The organism is Burkholderia sp. AU4i, assembly GCF_000466765.1.
Taxonomy (GTDB): domain Bacteria; phylum Pseudomonadota; class Gammaproteobacteria; order Burkholderiales; family Burkholderiaceae; genus Burkholderia; species Burkholderia cepacia.
The window spans coordinates 81,383-97,700 of the sequence record NZ_ASSI01000030.1 but is presented as its reverse complement, the minus strand read 5'-3'; the positions used below and the strand labels follow the sequence as shown (position 1 = coordinate 97,700).

The window sequence follows — 16,318 nt, the reverse complement described above, 5'->3', positions numbered from 1 at the left end:
TTCATCTGGACGAACTACCTGTCGAAGGTCAACGACGAGTGGAAGTCGAAGATCGGCGAAGGCACGACGGTCAACTGGCCGACGGGCACGGGCGGCAAGGGCAACGACGGCGTCGCGGCCTTCGTGCAGCGCCTGCCGGGCGCGATCGGCTACGTCGAGTGGGCGTACGCGAAGAAGAACAACATGATCTACACGGCCCTGAAGAACTCGACGGGCACGGTGGTCGAGCCGAAGACCGAAACGTTCAAGGCCGCTGCCGCGGGCGCGAACTGGTCGAAGTCGTTCTACCAGATCCTGACGAACCAGCCGGGCAAGGAAGCATGGCCGGTCGTCGGCGCGACGTTCGTGCTGCTGCACGCGAAGCAGGAAAAGCCGGAGCAGGGCGCGGAAACGCTGAAGTTCTTCAGCTGGGCGTTCAAGAACGGCGAGAAGGCTGCTGACAGCCTCGACTACATCTCGCTGCCGCCGGCAGTCGAAGCGGAAATCCGCAAGCAGTGGAAGGTCAAGGTGACGGACGCTTCGGGCAAGCCGGTCGCCGCCGAGTAAGCATTGCAGCGGTTCGCTGCCCGGCCGTGCCGGCCGGGCAGTGTGTGCGGTAAAGCCGGGCGTTACGGCGCCCGGCAATCAAAAGCAGGCACCCATGTCTGATATTTCTTACACGTCCTCCCGGTCGCCCGATAGTGCGCAGCAGCGCGCGCCGAGCCGTCTCGGGGATGTCCTGTTCGGCGGCCTTGCTCGGCTCGCCGCGATCGTGACCCTGCTGCTGCTGGGCGGGATCATCGTTTCCCTGATCATTGCGTCGATGCCGACCATCCAGAAGTTCGGCCTCGGCTTCCTGTGGCAATCCGAGTGGGATCCCAACTCGGACATCTACGGCGCGCTCGTGCCGATCTACGGCACGATCGTGACGTCGGTCATCGCGCTCGTCATTGCGGTGCCCGTCAGCTTCGGCATCGCGCTGTTCCTCACCGAGCTGTCGCCCGTGTGGCTGCGCCGCCCGCTCGGTATCGCCATCGAGCTGCTCGCCGCGATTCCGTCGATCGTGTACGGCATGTGGGGCCTGCTCGTGTTCGCGCCGATCTTCGCCGAATACTTCCAGAAGCCGATCGGCCGCCTGTTCAAGGACGTCTGGGTGCTCGGCCCGCTGACTGCCGGCCCGCCGATCGGTATCGGCATCCTTGCAGCCGGCGTGATCCTCGCGATCATGATCATCCCGTACATCGCATCGGTGATGCGCGACGTGTTCGAAGTCACGCCGGTGCTGCTGAAGGAGTCGGCCTACGGGATCGGCTGCACGACCTGGGAAGTGATGTGGAAGGTGGTGCTGCCCTACACGAAGACGGGCGTGATCGGCGGCGTGATGCTCGGCCTCGGTCGCGCGCTCGGCGAAACGATGGCCGTGACCTTCGTGATCGGCAACACGAACCTGCTCGACAGCGTGTCGCTGTTCGCGCCGGGCAACAGCATCACGTCGGCGCTCGCGAACGAATTCGCGGAAGCGCAGCCGGGCCTGCACACATCCGCGCTGATGGAACTCGGCCTGATCCTGTTCGTGATCACGTTCATCGTGCTGTCCATCTCCAAACTGCTGCTGCTTCGTCTCGAGAAGGGAGAGGGCAAGAAATGAGCGAGCCCATCATGAATTTCCCGGGGCCGGACGGCGCCGCGCTCGACGCGATGCGCAACCGCCTGCAGCGCAAGCGCAAGGCCGTCAACGCGATCGCGCTCACCGCGTCGCTCGGCGCGATGGCCTTCGGGCTGCTGTGGCTCGTGTGGATTCTCTACACGACGGTGCATCTCGGCGTCGGCGGCCTGTCGCTGCAACTGTTCACCGAATCGACGCCGGCGCCGAACACGGAAGGCGGCGGTCTCGCGAACGCGATCGTCGGCAGCCTGCTGCTGTGCGGTTTCGGCACGCTGGTCGGCACGCCGATCGGCATCCTCGCAGGCGTCTATCTCGCCGAGTACGGCCAGAAGAACCTGCTGGCGAGCACGATCCGCTTCATCAACGACATCCTGCTGTCGGCGCCGTCGATCGTCATCGGCCTGTTCGTGTATGCGATCGTCGTCGCGAAGTCGGGGCGCTTCTCGGGCTGGGCCGGCGTGATCGCGCTTGCGCTGCTGCAGATCCCGATCGTGATCCGCACGACGGAGAACATGCTGAAGCTCGTGCCGAACGCGCTGCGCGAAGCGGCCTTCGCGCTCGGTACGCCGAAGTGGCGCATGGTGCTGAAGATCACGCTGCGCGCATCGGTCGGCGGGATCGTGACGGGCGTGCTGCTCGCGGTCGCGCGGATTGCCGGCGAAACGGCGCCGTTGCTGTTCACCGCACTGTCGAACCAGTTCTTCTCGTGGGACATGAGCCAGCCGATGGCGAACCTGCCCGTCACGATCTACAAGTTCGCGATGAGCCCGTTCGCGGAGTGGCAGTCGCTCGCATGGGCGGGCGTGTTCCTGATTACGCTCGGGGTGCTCGGACTCAACGTCCTGGCGCGCTCGATCTTCTCGAAAAAGTAACGGCGGAGCAATCCGATGAATATGGCAGAGAGCCACCTGAATCCCGTCGAGCGCACCGCTGCGCCGGCCGGCACGCATGACGCGGCGAACGATCGCCCGCTCGCGCCGCTGAACGCGAAGATCGAGGTCAACAACCTCAACTTCTTCTACAACAAGTTCCACGCGCTGAAGAACATCAACCTGCGCATTCCCGAAGGGAAGGTGACGGCGTTCATCGGCCCGTCGGGCTGCGGCAAGTCGACGCTGCTGCGCACGTTCAACAAGATGTTCGCGCTCTATCCGGAGCAGCGCGCCGAAGGCGAAATCCTGATGGACGGCGAGAACCTGCTGACGACGAAGCGCGACATCTCGCTGCTGCGCGCACGTATCGGCATGGTGTTCCAGAAGCCGACCCCGTTCCCGATGTCGATCTACGACAACATCGCGTTCGGCGTGAAGATGTTCGAAAAGCTCACGCGCTCGGAAATGGACGACCGCGTCGAGTGGGCGCTCACGAAGGCCGCGCTGTGGAACGAAGTGAAGGACAAGCTGAGCCAGAGCGGCTACGGCCTCTCGGGCGGCCAGCAGCAGCGTCTGTGCATCGCGCGCGGCATCGCGATCCGTCCGGAAGTGCTGCTGCTCGACGAACCGTGCTCGGCGCTCGACCCGATCTCGACGGGCCGCATCGAGGAGCTGATCGCGGAGCTGAAGAGCGACTACACGGTCGTGATCGTCACGCACAACATGCAGCAGGCGGCGCGCTGCTCGGATTACACGGCCTACATGTACCTGGGCGAGCTGATCGAATTCGGCGAGACCGAAAAGATCTTCATCAAGCCGGTGCGCAAGGAAACGGAAGACTACATCACCGGCCGTTTCGGCTGATGACGGAGAACAACAGCCATGTCGGATAAACATCTGTCGAGCCAGTTCGACGCGGACCTCAATGCCGTGTCGTCGAAAGTGCTGGAAATGGGCGGGCTCGTCGAGTCGCAGATCGTCGGCGCGATGCACGCACTGAACGAGTTCGATCGCGATACGGCCGAGAAGGTGATCGCGGCCGAGGAAACGCTGAACGCGATGGAAGTCGACATCGACCAGGAGTGCGGCAACATCATCGCGCGGAGACAGCCCGCCGCGCGGGACCTGCGCCTTTTGATGTCGATTTCGAAAACGATTACGAACCTCGAGCGCGCCGGCGACGAGGCCGAGAAGATCGCGAAGCGCGTGCGCCGCCTGGTCGACGAGCCGGCCGCGCGTGCGGTCAACATCGCCGAGATCAAGGTGTCGGGCGAGATGGCCGTGACGATCCTGCGCCGCGCGCTCGACGCGTTCGCGCGTCTCGATACGGTGGCCGCCGCGCAGATCGTCAAGGACGACAAGGAGATCGACCAGGAATTCCGTGCGTTCGTGCGCAAGCTCGTGTCGTACATGCAGGAAGATCCGCGCACGATCTCGGTCGGCCTGGAATACCTGTTCATTGCGAAGGCGATCGAGCGGATCGGCGACCACGCGAAGAACATCGCCGAATTCATCATCTACATCGTGAAGGGCACGGACGTGCGGCACCAGCCGCGCGACACGCTCGATCGCGAAGCCAACAGTTAATCGACTCCGTACAGGGAAAAAAGAGGTGCCGATGCCCAGCAACATTCTCGTCGTTGAAGATGAGCCCGCGATTTCCGAACTGATCTCGGTGAATCTCCAGCACGCCGGTCACTGCCCGATTCGTGCGTACAACGCCGAACAGGCGCAGAACCTGATCAGCGACGTGCTGCCCGATCTCGTGCTGCTCGACTGGATGCTGCCGGGCAAATCCGGCATCGCGTTCGCGCGCGACCTGCGCAACAACGAACGGACCAAACACATCCCGATCATCATGCTCACCGCCCGCGGCGACGAGCAGGACAAGGTGCTCGGCCTCGAAATCGGCGCGGACGACTACGTGACGAAGCCGTTCTCGCCGAAGGAACTGATGGCGCGGATCAAGGCCGTGCTGCGCCGCCGTGCGCCGCAGCTGACCGAGGACGTCGTGTCGATCAACGGGCTGCGCCTCGACCCGGCCACGCACCGCGTCGCCGCGCATGCGGAAGGCAGCGAGATCAAGCTCGATCTCGGCCCGACCGAGTTCCGCCTGCTGCATTTCTTCATGACGCATCCGGAGCGCGTGCACAGTCGCACGCAACTGCTCGACCAGGTGTGGGGCGACCACGTGTTCGTCGAGGAGCGGACCGTCGACGTGCACATCAAACGATTGCGCGCGGCCTTGAAACCGGCCGGTTGCGATGCGATGATCGAGACCGTGCGCGGCAGCGGCTACCGGCTCGCCAAGCACGCGTAACGTATCCGGGCCTGCCGTGTGCCACGGCGAGCCGTTCATTCTTTCGGGCGCTGAATCATGAACATCATCTGGGCGCGCTTTCTGGTGTCGCTCGTGCTGCTCGTGCTGATCGGCGTATTGGTCGGCGTTTTCGCCGGCCCGACCGCGGGCCTCGTGTTCGTGGTCGTGATGCTGGTTGCGCAGGGCTTTTTCAGTACCTTTCACACGCAGCGTCTGTGGCGGCTGCTCGATGCGCCGGTCTACGGTGAAGTGCCGAGCGCGCCGGGCATCTGGGGCGAGATCTACTATCGTCTGCACAAGCTCGCGAAGCAGTGGCATGCGCAGGTGCGGCAGGTCGAGCAGCAGCATTCGCGCTTCATCCAGGCGATCCAGGCGTCGCCGAACGGCGTCGCGATGCTCGACGATCACGACCAGATCGAGTGGTGCAATGCGATCGCCGAGGTCCATTTCGGCCTGGATGCGAAGCGCGACCTGCGCCAGCACATCACCAACCTGGTACGCCATCCCGATTTCGTCCGCTACCTGAACGCGCAGCATTACGACGAGACGCTCGTGATGCGCGGCATGGGCGACTCGCGGCAGAACGTGCTGGAAGTGCAGGTGTTTCCGTACGGCGAGAACCGCAAGCTGCTGCTCACGCAGGACATCACCGAGCTCGAGCGGACCGACGCGATGCGGCGCGACTTCGTCGCGAACGTGTCGCACGAACTGAAGACGCCGCTCACCGTGCTGTCGGGCTTTCTCGAGACGATGCGCGAGCTGCCGCTGAACGAGGAAGACCGCGCGCGCTATCTCGAGATGATGGAGCAGCAGGCATCGCGGATGCGGCACATCGTGACCGACCTGCTGGTGCTCGCGAAGCTGGAGGGCGAGAGCAAGCCGCCGGTCGATCGCGCGATCGACATGCGCGCCGTGTTCGATCACCTGAAGGAGGATGCGCAGACGCTGTCGAACGGGCATCACGACATCGCGTTCTCGATCGACGAGACGCTCGGCGTCACCGGCGCGCAGACGGAGCTGTTCAGCGCATTCGCGAACCTCGTCACGAACGCGATCCGCTATACGCCGGAAGGCGGGAAGATCGTCGTGACGTGGCGGCGCGAAGGCGCGCAAGGCGTGTTTTCCGTCACGGACAGCGGCTTCGGCATTCCGGCCGCCGACCTGCCGCGGCTCACCGAACGCTTCTATCGCGTCGACCGCAGCCGTTCGCGCGACACGGGCGGCACGGGGCTCGGGCTCGCGATCGTCAAGCACGTGCTGCAGCGGCACGACGCACACCTGTACGTGCAGAGCGAGGAAGGGCGCGGCAGCACGTTCACTGCGCGGTTCCCGGGTTCGCGCGTCATCGCGATCCGGCCGGCCACGTACGAGGCATGATCGCGTAACGGTATCCGTCGCTCGTCCGGCGAGCGGCGGCATGCCGGATCCGCAACGAAAAAGCGCAGCCCGCGGGCTGCGCTTTTTCGTTGGCGACGCGGCGTGCAACTCGCGCCGCGTTGCCGGTTCACGAGCAGAACTTCGCGAGCAGCCCGAGTTGCGCGTTGCGGATCGTCTTGCCGGCGCGGCGCCGGCGGTAGTGGCCGTCGCTGTGCATCTGCCATGCCGACTGGTTGTCGCCAAGGCACACCGACAGGCCTTCGGCGATCACGCGCCGCTTGAGCTTGCGATCGCGGATCGGGAACGCGACTTCGACGCGGCGGAACAGGTTGCGGTCCATCCAGTCGGCGCTCGACAGATAGACGTCCTCGGCACCGTTCGCGTGGAAATAGTAGATCCGGTGGTGCTCGAGGAAGCGGCCGACGATCGAGCGCACGGTGATGTTTTCCGACAGCCCCGGCACGCCGGGCTTCAGCGCGCAGACACCGCGCACGATCAGGTCGACCTTGACGCCGGCCTGCGACGCTTCGTACAGCGCCGCGATCACCGTCGGTTCCAGCAATGCGTTCATCTTCGCGACGACGCGCGCGCGCTTGCCGGCACGCGCATTGTCGATCTCCGCGCGGATCGAGTCGATGATGCGCGGATGCAGCGTGAACGGCGACTGCCACAGCTCGTGCAGCGTGAGTTCGCCGCCGATGCCGGTCAGTTGCTGGAACACGTGATGGACGTCCTCGCAGATCTTCTGGTCGGCCGTCATCAGCCCGAAGTCGGTGTAGAGGCGTGCCGTGCGCGGGTGGTAGTTGCCGGTGCCGAGGTGCACGTAGCGGCGCAGCGACGCCTTGCCGCCCTGCACGACGCGCCGCACGATCAGCATCATCTTCGCGTGGCACTTGTGGCCGACCACGCCGTACACGACATGCGCGCCGACGGCCTCGAGCTGCGACGCCCAGTTGATGTTGGTTTCCTCGTCGAAGCGCGCGAGCAGTTCGACGACGACGGTCACTTCCTTGCCGTTGCGCGCGGCTTCCATCAGCGCGTCCATCAGCGGCGAATCGGTGCCGGTGCGGTAGATCGTCTGCTTGATCGCGACGACGCTCGGGTCCTTCGCGGCCTGCTGCAGCAGTTCGAGCACCGGCTGGAAGCTCTCGTACGGGTGGTGCAGCAGGATGTCGCCGTTGTCGATCGCGTCAAACATCGTCGGCGCGTTCGTGATCGCGGCGGGCGTCGACGCGGTGAACGGCGTGAACTTCAGGTCGGGGCGATCGACGAGATCGGGAATCTGCATCAGCCGCACGAGGTTCACCGATCCGGCCACGCGATAGCAATCCTTGTCGCCGAGCTCGCTTTCGTCGAGCAGGCGTCGCACGATGTGCGGCGGCGTGTCGGCCGACACCTCGAGGCGCACCGCGTTGCCGAGGTGGCGCGCGGGCAGTTCGCCCTGCAGCGCGACGCGCAGGTTCGTGATCTCGTCTTCGTCGACGAACAGTTCGCTGTTGCGCGTGATACGGAACTGGTTGCAGCTCTTCACGACGAGTTGCGGGAAGAGTTCGCCGACGAAGCGCTGCATGAACGAGCTCAGCAGCACGAAGCCGTGCTCGAAGCCCGACAGCGCGTGCGGCATGCGTACGACGCGCGGCAGCGCGCGCGGCGCCTGCACGATGCCCATCACGGCCTGGCGGCCGAATGCGTCGCGGCCTTCGAGCTCGACGACGAAGTTCAGGCTCTTGTTCAGCACGCGCGGGAACGGGTGGGCGGGATCGAGACCGATCGGCGTCAGCACGGGCAGCAGCTCGTCGAGGAAGTAGTGCCGCGCCCATTCGAGCTGCTCGTCGTTCCAGGTGTCGCTCGCATGGAAGTAGATGCCTTCCTGCTCGAGCGCGGGCAGCACGGTTTCGTGCAACATCGTGTACTGTCGATGGACGAGCCGCTGCGCGCGTTCGACCACGAGATCGTAAGCATGTTGTAACGACATTCCGTCGGGCGTCAGGGCGCCGGGGTTGTCGCGGATCTGCTCCTGAAGGCCGGCCATGCGGACTTCGAAGAATTCGTCGAGGTTGCTGCTGGTGATGCAGATGAAGCGGAGGCGCTCGAGCAACGGGACTTGCGGATCGGCTGCCTGGGCCAGCACGCGCTCGTTGAAACCGAGGATGCCGAGTTCACGATTGAGAAGCGGATAACGGACGGACATCGGCAGAGTTGGGGGTGATTCAGACGATGATTCGAAAGGACGCTCGGAAACTCTCACGGTACGATGACGTGCTGATGACAGTGATGTATTTATATCGGGAAATTCTACGCTTTAATCGTTTCGTCCCATAAATGTTTCGACGATATGCAAACGAGCGGTATGCATGCCCGTGAAGCGTGGCAACGGCAAGCGTTCCACGCTTAAAATGTCGCCTTTGATTGATCGCCCAGGGCTGTCGCACCGGCCGCCGCGGGCGAACGCGCACGGAGCCCCTTCTGATGGTTACAACCCCCCACTTGCTGGCTGCCGTGGATCTCGGCTCGAACAGCTTCCGGCTGATCGTCGGACGTGTCGAGGAAACGCCGGCGGGCAGCCAGATCTATCCCGTCGATGCGCTGCGCGAGCCCGTCCGGCTGGCCGCGGGCCTGTCGAGCGACAAGATGCTCGATCGCGCGTCGCAGGAGCGCGGCTGGGAGGCGCTCAAGCGGTTCGGCGAGCGCCTGCGCGATTTCCATCCCGATCATGTGCGCGCGGTGGCCACCAACACGCTGCGCGTCGCGAAGAACGCGGGCGAGTTTCTCGGCGAGGCGGAAGCGGCGCTCGGTTTCCCGATCGAAGTGATTGCAGGCCGTGAAGAAGCGCGCCTGATCTACGCGGGCGCCGCGCACTCGGTGCCGGCGAGCGCCGGCAAGCGGCTCGTCGTCGACATCGGCGGCGGCTCCACCGAATTCATCATCGGCTCGCACTACACGCCGATCGTGATGGAGAGCCTCTATATCGGCTGCGTGAGCCACAGCCGCGCCTTCTTCCCCGCCGGCAACGTCGATGAATACACGATGCGGCAGGCCGAACTCGCGGCCAAGCGCGAGATCCAGATCATTTCGAGCGAGTACAAGAAGGCCGGCTGGGACCAGGCGATCGGCTCGTCCGGCACCGCGCGCGCGCTCGCGGAACTCGTCGAGGCGAACGGCTTCAACGATCCGGGCATCACGCACGGCATTTCGCGCGGCGGCCTCGAGCGCCTGAAGCGTGCGCTGATCAAGTCGGAGAACGTCAACCGGCTGAAGCTGATCGCGCTGAAGCCCGACCGCGTACCGGTGCTCGCGGGCGGCCTCGCGATCATGCTCGCGGTGTTCGAGGAGCTTGGCGTCGACTACGTCGATACGACCGACGGCGCGCTGCGCCTAGGGGTGCTGTACGACCTGCTCGGCCGGACGCAGCACGAGGACATGCGCGCGGTGACCGTCGAGGGCTTTACGCGCCGCTACGGTGTCGATCGTGCGCAGGCCGAGCGGATCGGCGCGCTGGCGGGGCGTTTCTACGACGAACTCGAGGAAGGCGACGACGAAGCGCACGAGGAAGGACGGATGTTCCTCGGCTGGGCGGCCGCGTTGCACGAGATCGGCCTGTCGATCTCGCACAGCGCGTATCACAAGCATTCGGCCTATATCGCGAGCAACGCGGACATGCCGGGTTTTTCGCGCACCGACCAGGCGCGGCTCGCCGCGCTCGTGCTCGGACATGCGGGCAAGCTCGGCAAGCTGTCGCAGGCACGCGAAGTCGAGTGGCCGCTGCTGTTCTGCCTGCGGCTCGCGGCGCTGCTGTGCCGGCGCCGAACCGACGCGGGGCTGCCCGACATTTCCGTCTCGCAGATGAAGAAGGGCGGGTATGAAGTGCGCCTGCCGAGCGCGTGGGTCGAGCAGAACCCGCTGACCGACTACAGCCTCAGCCAGGAGGCGGCGGAATGGGAGAAGGTCGGAATCCCGTATCGCGTGGTGTATACGGGCGCGTAAAAGGCCGACAGCGGGGCAGCGCCGGGCGGCAGGTTGCCCGCCCTCAGGATTGCCGCATGAGCGTCCTGACGGTCGCTCAGTCCGACGAGCAGACGATCGCGGTCAGGAACGGAAACGCCTGCCTGACGGTCGCGTCGCTGCCGGCCTTGCGCACGGCTTCCTCCACCGCGCTTTTCGTGCCGCGCACCACGACGCCATAGGCCCAGTCGCCGATCGGCGTGCCGTCGCCGGTGCGGAAGATCGGGTCGTTCGCCTGGTAGCCGAGCACGACGTAGACGCCGAAGCCGTATGCGGTCAGCGAGTGGCTCGTGCGGAATGCGTTGACCGAGTTCGATTCGACGTGCATCGGCTCCGACTGGATATCGCCGGCGGCGAGCAGCGGCGCGACGAACTTGTGCCCGGTCGAGTGGCAGTCGAGTGCGTCGTCGAGTGCCTTGGCCGATGCGGTGCCGGCGGTCGCAAGCGCGAGCAGCGATGCGCACAGGGCGGTCTTGAGAATGTTGTTTGTCATGCGCGGATGCAGGTTGTCCACGCGCATTATCGCGTGTTCCCGGAAGTGTCGTATCCGGGTTGCGGCAGCGAGGCCGGCCACCTCGTTCGATTCGTGACCTTTGCAAGCGTGACCGACGATGAAAGCGTCCGGACGTGCCGCGAATGCCCGGGCATCGCATGAATCCGTGCGTCGCCGCTCAACGGCTTATCGCGTTCCCGTACCGTCCGGTGAGCACGAACCGTGCGCCGAACAGCGGCAGGACCAGAAAGCCGAGGCCTGCCGGCAATCCCCACAGCACACCGCCCCATATCGAGAGGAACGTGGCGGCCCGGGCCGTTTCCGCAGGCGCGGCAGGGTCGTACGCGACCTGCACGACGGTTCCGGGCGGACCGTCCATGCCGCCGTTCTGCACGAACTCGATGCGCTGGCCCAGGGCTGTTTCGAAGCGTATGGTCGGGTGTCCGCTCGACTTGACGACTACACCGGGCGCTCGAGAGGCATGCGAAAGGAAGACCGTCGTCCGGTAGGCCTGCACGACGCAGAAAGCGAGTACGGCGGCGCCGATGATCATGGCGATGACGGTCGCGATATTCATCGCCGGTTTTGCCGGGCGATCAGTCGAGGAGGCTGTCATGCGAGGTTCGGATGGTGTCGGGGGCGGCAAGTGGGTTCATTCACGCGTGGTACGCATTGCGGAGGTAACCCGAGCTGCCGTCGTCGGTGCCGGTGAGCTGGGCCGAGATTTCCTGTCTCTCGCGGGACCAGGAAGCCGCCCAACTGCGGAAGCCGAAGCGGTCGGCGGACGAAGCCTGCTCGTCGCCGCCGAAATGGCGCTTCACGAAGGCCGACAACCGCGACACGGCTTCGTCGAAGGGTAGGTCCGTTTCGAGCATCCACATCTCGTACGTTTTCCGTTCATCCTCGACGAACTCGACAGCCAGATTCCCGATGGTGCCGAGGCCTTCGGGCAGTTGCAGGGACGACAGGGATGTCGGCATGGTTGACGAAACTCCGGTCTGGCAATGGGGCGCTGATAATGGTACCGCTACGGGTTCGAGTTGGCCCTGTTGATGTGCCGGTTGGTTCCTGGAAAAGGTGATTCGTGCGAGCGTACCGAAGTGGATAACCCGCGATGCTGCACCTCGATGAGTCGATTGGCGACGCAACTGACCGGTAAAGGTCGATTGAGAGCGCTTGCCGTCGGTCTTTTATCGGTGGCGACAGCGACGTTCGGCGCGACGCCGGGAATCGACGAGGCCGGTGTCCTGCGTCAGGTGCTTTCCTGTCCGCTGGCGGACGGGAGCCGCATTGCGCTCGAGGCCCGCTCGCATGGGGCGGACGGCGATGCACTGTTCGTGCGGCGGGGGCACAAGACCGGGCGTGCGTTCCTTGACATGCCGGAGACCGATTTCGTGGGCAGGATTGCGTTGTCGAGGTGCGTCGGCAGTACCCTCGTCTTCGTACTGAACTACGGATCGCCTTACCTGAAGGGCGTCGCGATCCGGCTGAATCCGGTCACGCATGTCGAAGAGCGGATCTATTTCGCGGAGAAGGCGCTTCCGCGGTGGCTGTATTCGGGGCGTCGGGCGATGTGGGTGATCATCCCCAACGAAGGCGGCGAGACGGACGGGAAGTATCTGGTTTATCGATATTCCGAAGGGCGGCTGACCGAAAGCGCACCGGTCGATCGACTGCCGGTCGCGACGCGTGATCTCGTACGGATCGAGTGACTACGTGGCGCGAAATGCGGCGGTTGCCCGGGATCTTTCACGGGCCAGAAATGGAAAAGGGGTTACAACACTAAGTGTTGTAACCCCTTGATTCCGGTGGTCGGAGCGAAAGGATTCGAACCTTCGACCCTCTGATCCCAAATCAGATGCGCTACCAGGCTGCGCTACGCTCCGACGAGCCAAAGATTCTATCTTTGAATGGCTGATCCGGTCAATCCCTATATGCGGGTAAATGCCGCGGCGGCGAACGAGCCGCAATTTGCGACAATTCGCACGGTAATCGGCCGGCCCGCACGCATGGGCGCGGGGCCGCTCGCCGAAGCAAGGAGAACATCATGATGAACCTGATCCTGTGGCGCCACGCCGAAGCCGAAGACTACGCGACGAGCGATCTCGCGCGGCAGTTGACCGTCCGCGGCCGCAAGGACGCCCAGGCGATGGCCAAGTGGCTGCGTGGCCGGCTCGAGACGAACACCGTGATCCTCGCAAGCCCGGCGGCCCGCACCGTGCAGACCGTCGAGGCGCTGACCGACCAGTACCGGACGGTCGATGCGCTCGCGCCGGGCGGCAGCGTCGACGACGTGCTGGCGGCGGCCGGCTGGCCGGACGGCATCGCGCCGACGGTCGTGATCGTCGGCCACCAGCCGACGCTCGGCAGTGTCGCCGCGCAACTGATCGCCGGCGGCGACGACAGCTGGAGCGTCAAGAAGGGCGGAATCGTATGGCTCGCGAGCCGCACGCGCGACGGCAGCCGGCAGGCCGTGCTGCGGGCAGTATTGACGCCCGACCTGGTGTGAGGCCCGCCTGAAGCGCTTTGAAGGGTTTCGTCATACGGTTTCGCAAGCTTTCTGCTAAAGTCAATTCGGCGACACGTCATTGAAAGGACACGGTCGTGCCACATAACGGTCACGGCCGATTACTACATTGGCGGGCATGTCGTCCTATTCCTTACGATCAGGAAAGCCTAATGCGAGAACTGCCGACGCCTACGCTCCCTTTTGCCTCGCTGCCCCTCGACACGTCGCGGCGCCTCCTGCCGCGCGCTGCTGAAACCGTCACATCGGAGTATCGCCTGCGCGCCGCGTGGGCGCGTACGGAAGACGAATTGCGCGAAGCCCAGCGCCTGCGTTACAGCGTGTTCGCCGAAGAGATGGGCGCGCAGGTCAGCGGCCCCTCCGGTCTCGACGTCGATCCGTTCGATGCGTACTGCGACCACCTGCTGGTTCGCGATCTCGACACCCTGAAGGTCGTCGGCACGTATCGCGTGCTGCCGCCGCACCAGGCGGCGCGTGTCGGCCGCCTGTACGCCGAAGGCGAATTCGACCTGTCGCGCCTCACGCACCTGCGCGGCAAGATGGTCGAGGTCGGCCGCTCGTGCGTGCACAGCGACTACCGCAGCGGCGCCGTCATCATGGCGCTGTGGGGCGGTCTCGGCACGTACATGATGCAGAACGGCTACGAGACGATGCTCGGCTGCGCGAGCGTGTCGATGGCCGACGGCGGTCACTACGCGGCGAACCTGTATCAGTCGCTGTCGGCAGGTTCGCTGACGGCGCCCGAGTATCGTGCGTTCCCGCATACGGCCCTGCCGGTCGACGAATTGCAGACGGGCACCGTCGTGGCACCGCCGCCGCTGATCAAGGGTTACCTGCGTCTCGGCGCGAAGATCTGCGGTGCGCCGGCCTGGGATCCCGACTTCAACTGCGCGGATTTCCTGACGCTGTTCCGTCTGTCCGACATCAACGCGCGCTACGCCCGCCACTTCCTGGGCTGAGCCGTCTGACCCGCGTCGCGCCCGCCTGCTGGTTCGGGCGCGTGCATGCGAACGCCGTCGCGCGGCATGAGCCGCGCGACGGCGTTCGTCCATCTGATCAACGTGTGTGAATCGGGCCCCGTTAATTTCGGCGATACGCGATCACCGGCGTGCCGTGGGACGGCACGTTCGCGAACGGCCCAGGGGCGGGCCGGACGGCAGCGGCGCGCTTAGTGCTTGCGCCGCCAGTCGAGCAGGTGGTGTTCAGCCATCCAGTGATGGACGATCCCTTCGCCGCCATGGCTGCGCTTGTATTCGCGCGACTCGAAGAACGACAGGGCGACGAACACCATCAGGCCGATGAACAGGCCGATCAGGCCGGCAATTTCCTCAGACGACATGGCAGCCTCCTTTCCACGGCACAGCGCCATGCGTACATATTAGGACATGCGCGGCGCGACTCCGACGCAGGATTTCCGCTAGACTCGGCGCGGTCCCGGCGTGCGATGGGCGCGCCGATTTCCGGAGCCCTACCTGATGACCCGTTTCATGCTGGCCGTGCTGGCCGCAGCTTTTCTCGCCGCCTGTACCAGCGATCCTCATCAGGCCCGTCGCGGCCATCCGCCGGAAGATCCGGCCGACTATCACGGCGTGCCGACCGACATGACGCCGCCGACGATGCTCGATGCGCCGCCGCCCAAACCCGTGCAGTAACGGCTGTTCAAGGCGGCTCAGGGGCGCTTCGGGCCGCCCAGGGCCGGTTCGGCGTGCCGTCAGGCGCGGGCCGCGGGTGTATCGGTGCCGATGCGCCGGAACAGCCCCGGCAGGTAGCGCGCCAGCGTCGCGCCGCGCGCGGCCATGAACAGCAGCAGCGCGAACCAGAGGCCGTGATTGCCGAAGGTGCCGACGGCGGCGAGTGTGGCGACAACGAAGATCGACAGCGACGCGACCATTGCGCGCATCAGCGATTGTGTCTGCGTGGCACCGATGAAGACGCCGTCGAGCAGGAAGCCCCAGACCGACACGATCGGCGAAATCGCGGCCCACGGCAGGTAGCGCAGCGCAACCTCGCGGATCTCGGCCTGGTTGGTCAGGCGCGCGACGATCCAGCCGCCGGCGGCCCAGTACACCAGCGCGAACAGCAGCGCGCCGAGCGCCGACCAGAGCAGGGTGACGCGCACGGCCTGCCGGAAGGCACTGCGGTCGCGTGCGCCGGCCGCCGCGCCGACGAGTGCCTCGGCCGCATGCGCGAAGCCGTCGAGGCCGTACGCCATGAACGTCTGGAAATTCAGCAGCAGCGCGTTTGCCGCGAGCGTCGCATCGCCCTGTTTCGCACCGAGGTGTGCGAACCAGCCGAATGCGCCGAGCAGGCACAGCGTGCGCAGGAAGATGTCGCGATTGAGCGCGATCAGCCGCTTGAGTGCGACGCGGTCGGCGAGTGCACGTACCGCGATCGGCGCAAGGCCGCGCGGCCGCAGCCGCCACAGCATCCATGCGCCGAGCGCGAAGCCGCATGCGTCTGCCGTGGCCGTCGCGGCGCCGATGCCGGCAATGCCCCAGCCGAAGCCATACACGTAGAGCAGCACGGCGCCGATGTTGACCGCATTGATGAACACCTGCGCGACGAGCGCGAGCCGCACGCGCTGCACACCGAGCAGGTAGCCGAGCACGACGTAGTTCGCGAGCGCGAACGGTGCGCTCCAGATCCGTGCGTGGCTGTAGGACAGCGCCGTCGCGCGGACGGCATCGCTGCCGCCGAGCGCCGACAGCGCAAACGACAGCAGCGGCACCTGCAGTGCCAGCACCGCGGCGCCGAGCGCGAACGCGACGATCAACGCGCGCAGCACGTTCAGGCGGATCCCGGCGGCGTCGCCGGCACCGTGCGCCTGCGCGACGAGACCGGTCGTCCCCATTCGCAGGAAGCCGAATCCCCAGAACACGAAATTGAAGAACAGCCCGCCGAGCGCGACGCCGCCGAGATACTGCGTGCCGTCGAGGTGGCCGGCGACGGCCGTGTCGACGGCGCCGAGGATCGGCTGGGTCAGGTTCGCCAGGACGATCGGAAACGCGAGCGCGAGGACGCGCCGGTGCGTGACGGTGGCCGAGCCCGTGCCGGCCCCGTGCGGTAACGCGGATTCGGACAT

General features: G+C 65.4%; 18 protein-coding genes and 1 tRNA gene. 12 read left to right on the top strand and 7 right to left on the bottom strand.

Features of this window, described 5'->3' with window-relative positions; all coding sequences use genetic code 11:
- The 7 genes from pstS to phoR all read left to right on the top strand — a co-directional run.
- Positions 1 to 546, top strand: a 546-nt coding sequence (pstS, locus tag L810_RS05005; protein WP_042973261.1) for a phosphate ABC transporter substrate-binding protein PstS, incomplete at its 5' end; no start/stop codon positions are given.
- Between the two features lie 94 nt (positions 547 to 640).
- On the top strand, positions 641 to 1,627 hold the full coding sequence (pstC, locus tag L810_RS05000; protein WP_021157279.1) for a phosphate ABC transporter permease PstC: 987 nt from the start codon (positions 641 to 643) through the stop codon (positions 1,625 to 1,627).
- The gene (gene pstA / locus L810_RS04995; RefSeq protein ID WP_021157278.1) at positions 1,624 to 2,517 is read left to right on the top strand and encodes a phosphate ABC transporter permease PstA; all 894 of its coding nucleotides are present in this window, start codon (positions 1,624 to 1,626) and stop codon (positions 2,515 to 2,517) included. The genes pstC and pstA overlap by 4 nt, the downstream gene beginning before the upstream one ends.
- Positions 2,518 to 2,532: 15 nt before the next feature.
- A complete protein-coding gene (gene pstB / locus L810_RS04990) occupies positions 2,533 to 3,381 on the top strand; it encodes a phosphate ABC transporter ATP-binding protein PstB (RefSeq protein WP_021157277.1) in 849 nt (282 codons plus the stop codon).
- Positions 3,382 to 3,399: 18 nt separating this feature from the next.
- Complete coding sequence (gene phoU / locus L810_RS04985) at positions 3,400 to 4,104, top strand: phosphate signaling complex protein PhoU (protein ID WP_021157276.1); 705 nt, start codon at positions 3,400 to 3,402, stop codon at positions 4,102 to 4,104.
- A 31-nt stretch (positions 4,105 to 4,135) separates the two neighbouring features.
- The gene (gene phoB, locus L810_RS04980) at positions 4,136 to 4,837 is read left to right on the top strand and encodes a phosphate regulon transcriptional regulator PhoB (protein WP_027787869.1); all 702 of its coding nucleotides are present in this window, start codon (positions 4,136 to 4,138) and stop codon (positions 4,835 to 4,837) included.
- A 57-nt stretch (positions 4,838 to 4,894) separates the two neighbouring features.
- Complete coding sequence (gene phoR / locus L810_RS04975) at positions 4,895 to 6,214, top strand: phosphate regulon sensor histidine kinase PhoR (protein ID WP_021157274.1); 1,320 nt, start codon at positions 4,895 to 4,897, stop codon at positions 6,212 to 6,214.
- 127 nt (positions 6,215 to 6,341) lie between these two features.
- Here the strand turns inward: phoR and ppk1 are convergent, their stop codons facing one another.
- Positions 6,342 to 8,405, bottom strand: a complete 2,064-nt coding sequence (gene ppk1, locus L810_RS04970; protein WP_021157273.1) for a polyphosphate kinase 1 — start codon at positions 8,403 to 8,405, stop codon at positions 6,342 to 6,344.
- Positions 8,406 to 8,683: 278 nt separating this feature from the next.
- On the opposite strand from ppk1, the gene ppx reads away from it, so the two are divergent.
- Complete coding sequence (gene ppx, locus L810_RS04965; protein ID WP_042973258.1) at positions 8,684 to 10,198, top strand: exopolyphosphatase; 1,515 nt, start codon at positions 8,684 to 8,686, stop codon at positions 10,196 to 10,198.
- Positions 10,199 to 10,274: 76 nt separating this feature from the next.
- Here the strand turns inward: ppx and L810_RS04960 are convergent, their stop codons facing one another.
- The 3 genes from L810_RS04960 to L810_RS04950 all read right to left on the bottom strand — a co-directional run bounded on the left by L810_RS04960 (position 10,275) and on the right by L810_RS04950 (position 11,689).
- Positions 10,275 to 10,709, bottom strand: coding sequence for a hypothetical protein (locus tag L810_RS04960; protein WP_027787865.1), 435 nt, complete (start codon positions 10,707 to 10,709; stop codon positions 10,275 to 10,277).
- Positions 10,710 to 10,887: 178 nt separating this feature from the next.
- Entirely contained in the window at positions 10,888 to 11,325 is a 438-nt protein-coding gene (locus L810_RS04955; RefSeq protein ID WP_081057918.1) for a DUF3592 domain-containing protein, read from the bottom strand.
- A 40-nt stretch (positions 11,326 to 11,365) separates the two neighbouring features.
- A complete protein-coding gene (locus L810_RS04950; RefSeq protein ID WP_021157268.1) occupies positions 11,366 to 11,689 on the bottom strand; it encodes a hypothetical protein in 324 nt (107 codons plus the stop codon).
- Between the two features lie 156 nt (positions 11,690 to 11,845).
- Here L810_RS04950 and L810_RS04945 point away from each other — a divergent pair, with 156 nt between their 5' ends.
- A complete protein-coding gene (locus L810_RS04945) occupies positions 11,846 to 12,421 on the top strand; it encodes a hypothetical protein (protein WP_021157267.1) in 576 nt (191 codons plus the stop codon).
- Between the two features lie 97 nt (positions 12,422 to 12,518).
- Here L810_RS04945 and L810_RS04940 read toward each other — a convergent pair.
- Positions 12,519 to 12,595: transfer RNA gene (locus L810_RS04940), tRNA-Pro, on the bottom strand.
- 161 nt (positions 12,596 to 12,756) lie between these two features.
- Here L810_RS04940 and sixA point away from each other — a divergent pair.
- Together sixA and L810_RS04930 are read left to right on the top strand one after the other, a co-directional pair.
- Positions 12,757 to 13,218, top strand: coding sequence for a phosphohistidine phosphatase SixA (gene sixA / locus L810_RS04935; protein WP_042973255.1), 462 nt, complete (start codon positions 12,757 to 12,759; stop codon positions 13,216 to 13,218).
- Between the two features lie 170 nt (positions 13,219 to 13,388).
- Positions 13,389 to 14,195 (top strand): GNAT family N-acetyltransferase, encoded by an 807-nt coding sequence (locus L810_RS04930; protein WP_021157266.1) that lies wholly within the window; start codon positions 13,389 to 13,391, stop codon positions 14,193 to 14,195.
- 209 nt (positions 14,196 to 14,404) lie between these two features.
- Here the strand turns inward: L810_RS04930 and L810_RS48340 are convergent, their stop codons facing one another.
- A complete protein-coding gene (locus L810_RS48340) occupies positions 14,405 to 14,575 on the bottom strand; it encodes a hypothetical protein (RefSeq protein WP_021157265.1) in 171 nt (56 codons plus the stop codon).
- A gap of 136 nt (positions 14,576 to 14,711) precedes the next feature.
- Here L810_RS48340 and L810_RS48335 point away from each other — a divergent pair, with 136 nt between their 5' ends.
- Complete coding sequence (locus tag L810_RS48335; protein WP_021157264.1) at positions 14,712 to 14,888, top strand: hypothetical protein; 177 nt, start codon at positions 14,712 to 14,714, stop codon at positions 14,886 to 14,888.
- Positions 14,889 to 14,947: 59 nt separating this feature from the next.
- On the opposite strand, the gene L810_RS04925 is transcribed toward L810_RS48335, so the two are convergent.
- Complete coding sequence (locus L810_RS04925; protein WP_042973253.1) at positions 14,948 to 16,318, bottom strand: MATE family efflux transporter; 1,371 nt, start codon at positions 16,316 to 16,318, stop codon at positions 14,948 to 14,950.

What these genes read in the sequence shown, in the direction of transcription:
- pstB (WP_021157277.1), top strand. Translation starts at nt 2,533, where the DNA reads ATGAATATGGCAGAGAGCCACCTGAATCCCGTCGAGCGCACCGCTGCG.
- L810_RS04960 (WP_027787865.1), bottom strand. Translation starts at nt 10,709, where the DNA reads ATGACAAACAACATTCTCAAGACCGCCCTGTGCGCATCGCTGCTCGCG.
- phoB (WP_027787869.1), top strand. Translation starts at nt 4,136, where the DNA reads ATGCCCAGCAACATTCTCGTCGTTGAAGATGAGCCCGCGATTTCCGAA.
- ppx (WP_042973258.1), top strand. Translation starts at nt 8,684, where the DNA reads ATGGTTACAACCCCCCACTTGCTGGCTGCCGTGGATCTCGGCTCGAAC.
- L810_RS48335 (WP_021157264.1), top strand. Translation starts at nt 14,712, where the DNA reads ATGACCCGTTTCATGCTGGCCGTGCTGGCCGCAGCTTTTCTCGCCGCC.
- L810_RS04950 (WP_021157268.1), bottom strand. Translation starts at nt 11,689, where the DNA reads ATGCCGACATCCCTGTCGTCCCTGCAACTGCCCGAAGGCCTCGGCACC.
- pstA (WP_021157278.1), top strand. Translation starts at nt 1,624, where the DNA reads ATGAGCGAGCCCATCATGAATTTCCCGGGGCCGGACGGCGCCGCGCTC.
- L810_RS04930 (WP_021157266.1), top strand. Translation starts at nt 13,389, where the DNA reads ATGCGAGAACTGCCGACGCCTACGCTCCCTTTTGCCTCGCTGCCCCTC.
- ppk1 (WP_021157273.1), bottom strand. Translation starts at nt 8,405, where the DNA reads ATGTCCGTCCGTTATCCGCTTCTCAATCGTGAACTCGGCATCCTCGGT.
- phoR (WP_021157274.1), top strand. Translation starts at nt 4,895, where the DNA reads ATGAACATCATCTGGGCGCGCTTTCTGGTGTCGCTCGTGCTGCTCGTG.
- phoU (WP_021157276.1), top strand. Translation starts at nt 3,400, where the DNA reads ATGTCGGATAAACATCTGTCGAGCCAGTTCGACGCGGACCTCAATGCC.
- sixA (WP_042973255.1), top strand. Translation starts at nt 12,757, where the DNA reads ATGATGAACCTGATCCTGTGGCGCCACGCCGAAGCCGAAGACTACGCG.
- L810_RS04955 (WP_081057918.1), bottom strand. Translation starts at nt 11,325, where the DNA reads ATGACAGCCTCCTCGACTGATCGCCCGGCAAAACCGGCGATGAATATC.
- pstC (WP_021157279.1), top strand. Translation starts at nt 641, where the DNA reads ATGTCTGATATTTCTTACACGTCCTCCCGGTCGCCCGATAGTGCGCAG.
- L810_RS48340 (WP_021157265.1), bottom strand. Translation starts at nt 14,575, where the DNA reads ATGTCGTCTGAGGAAATTGCCGGCCTGATCGGCCTGTTCATCGGCCTG.
- L810_RS04925 (WP_042973253.1), bottom strand. Translation starts at nt 16,318, where the DNA reads ATGTCCGAATCCGCGTTACCGCACGGGGCCGGCACGGGCTCGGCCACC.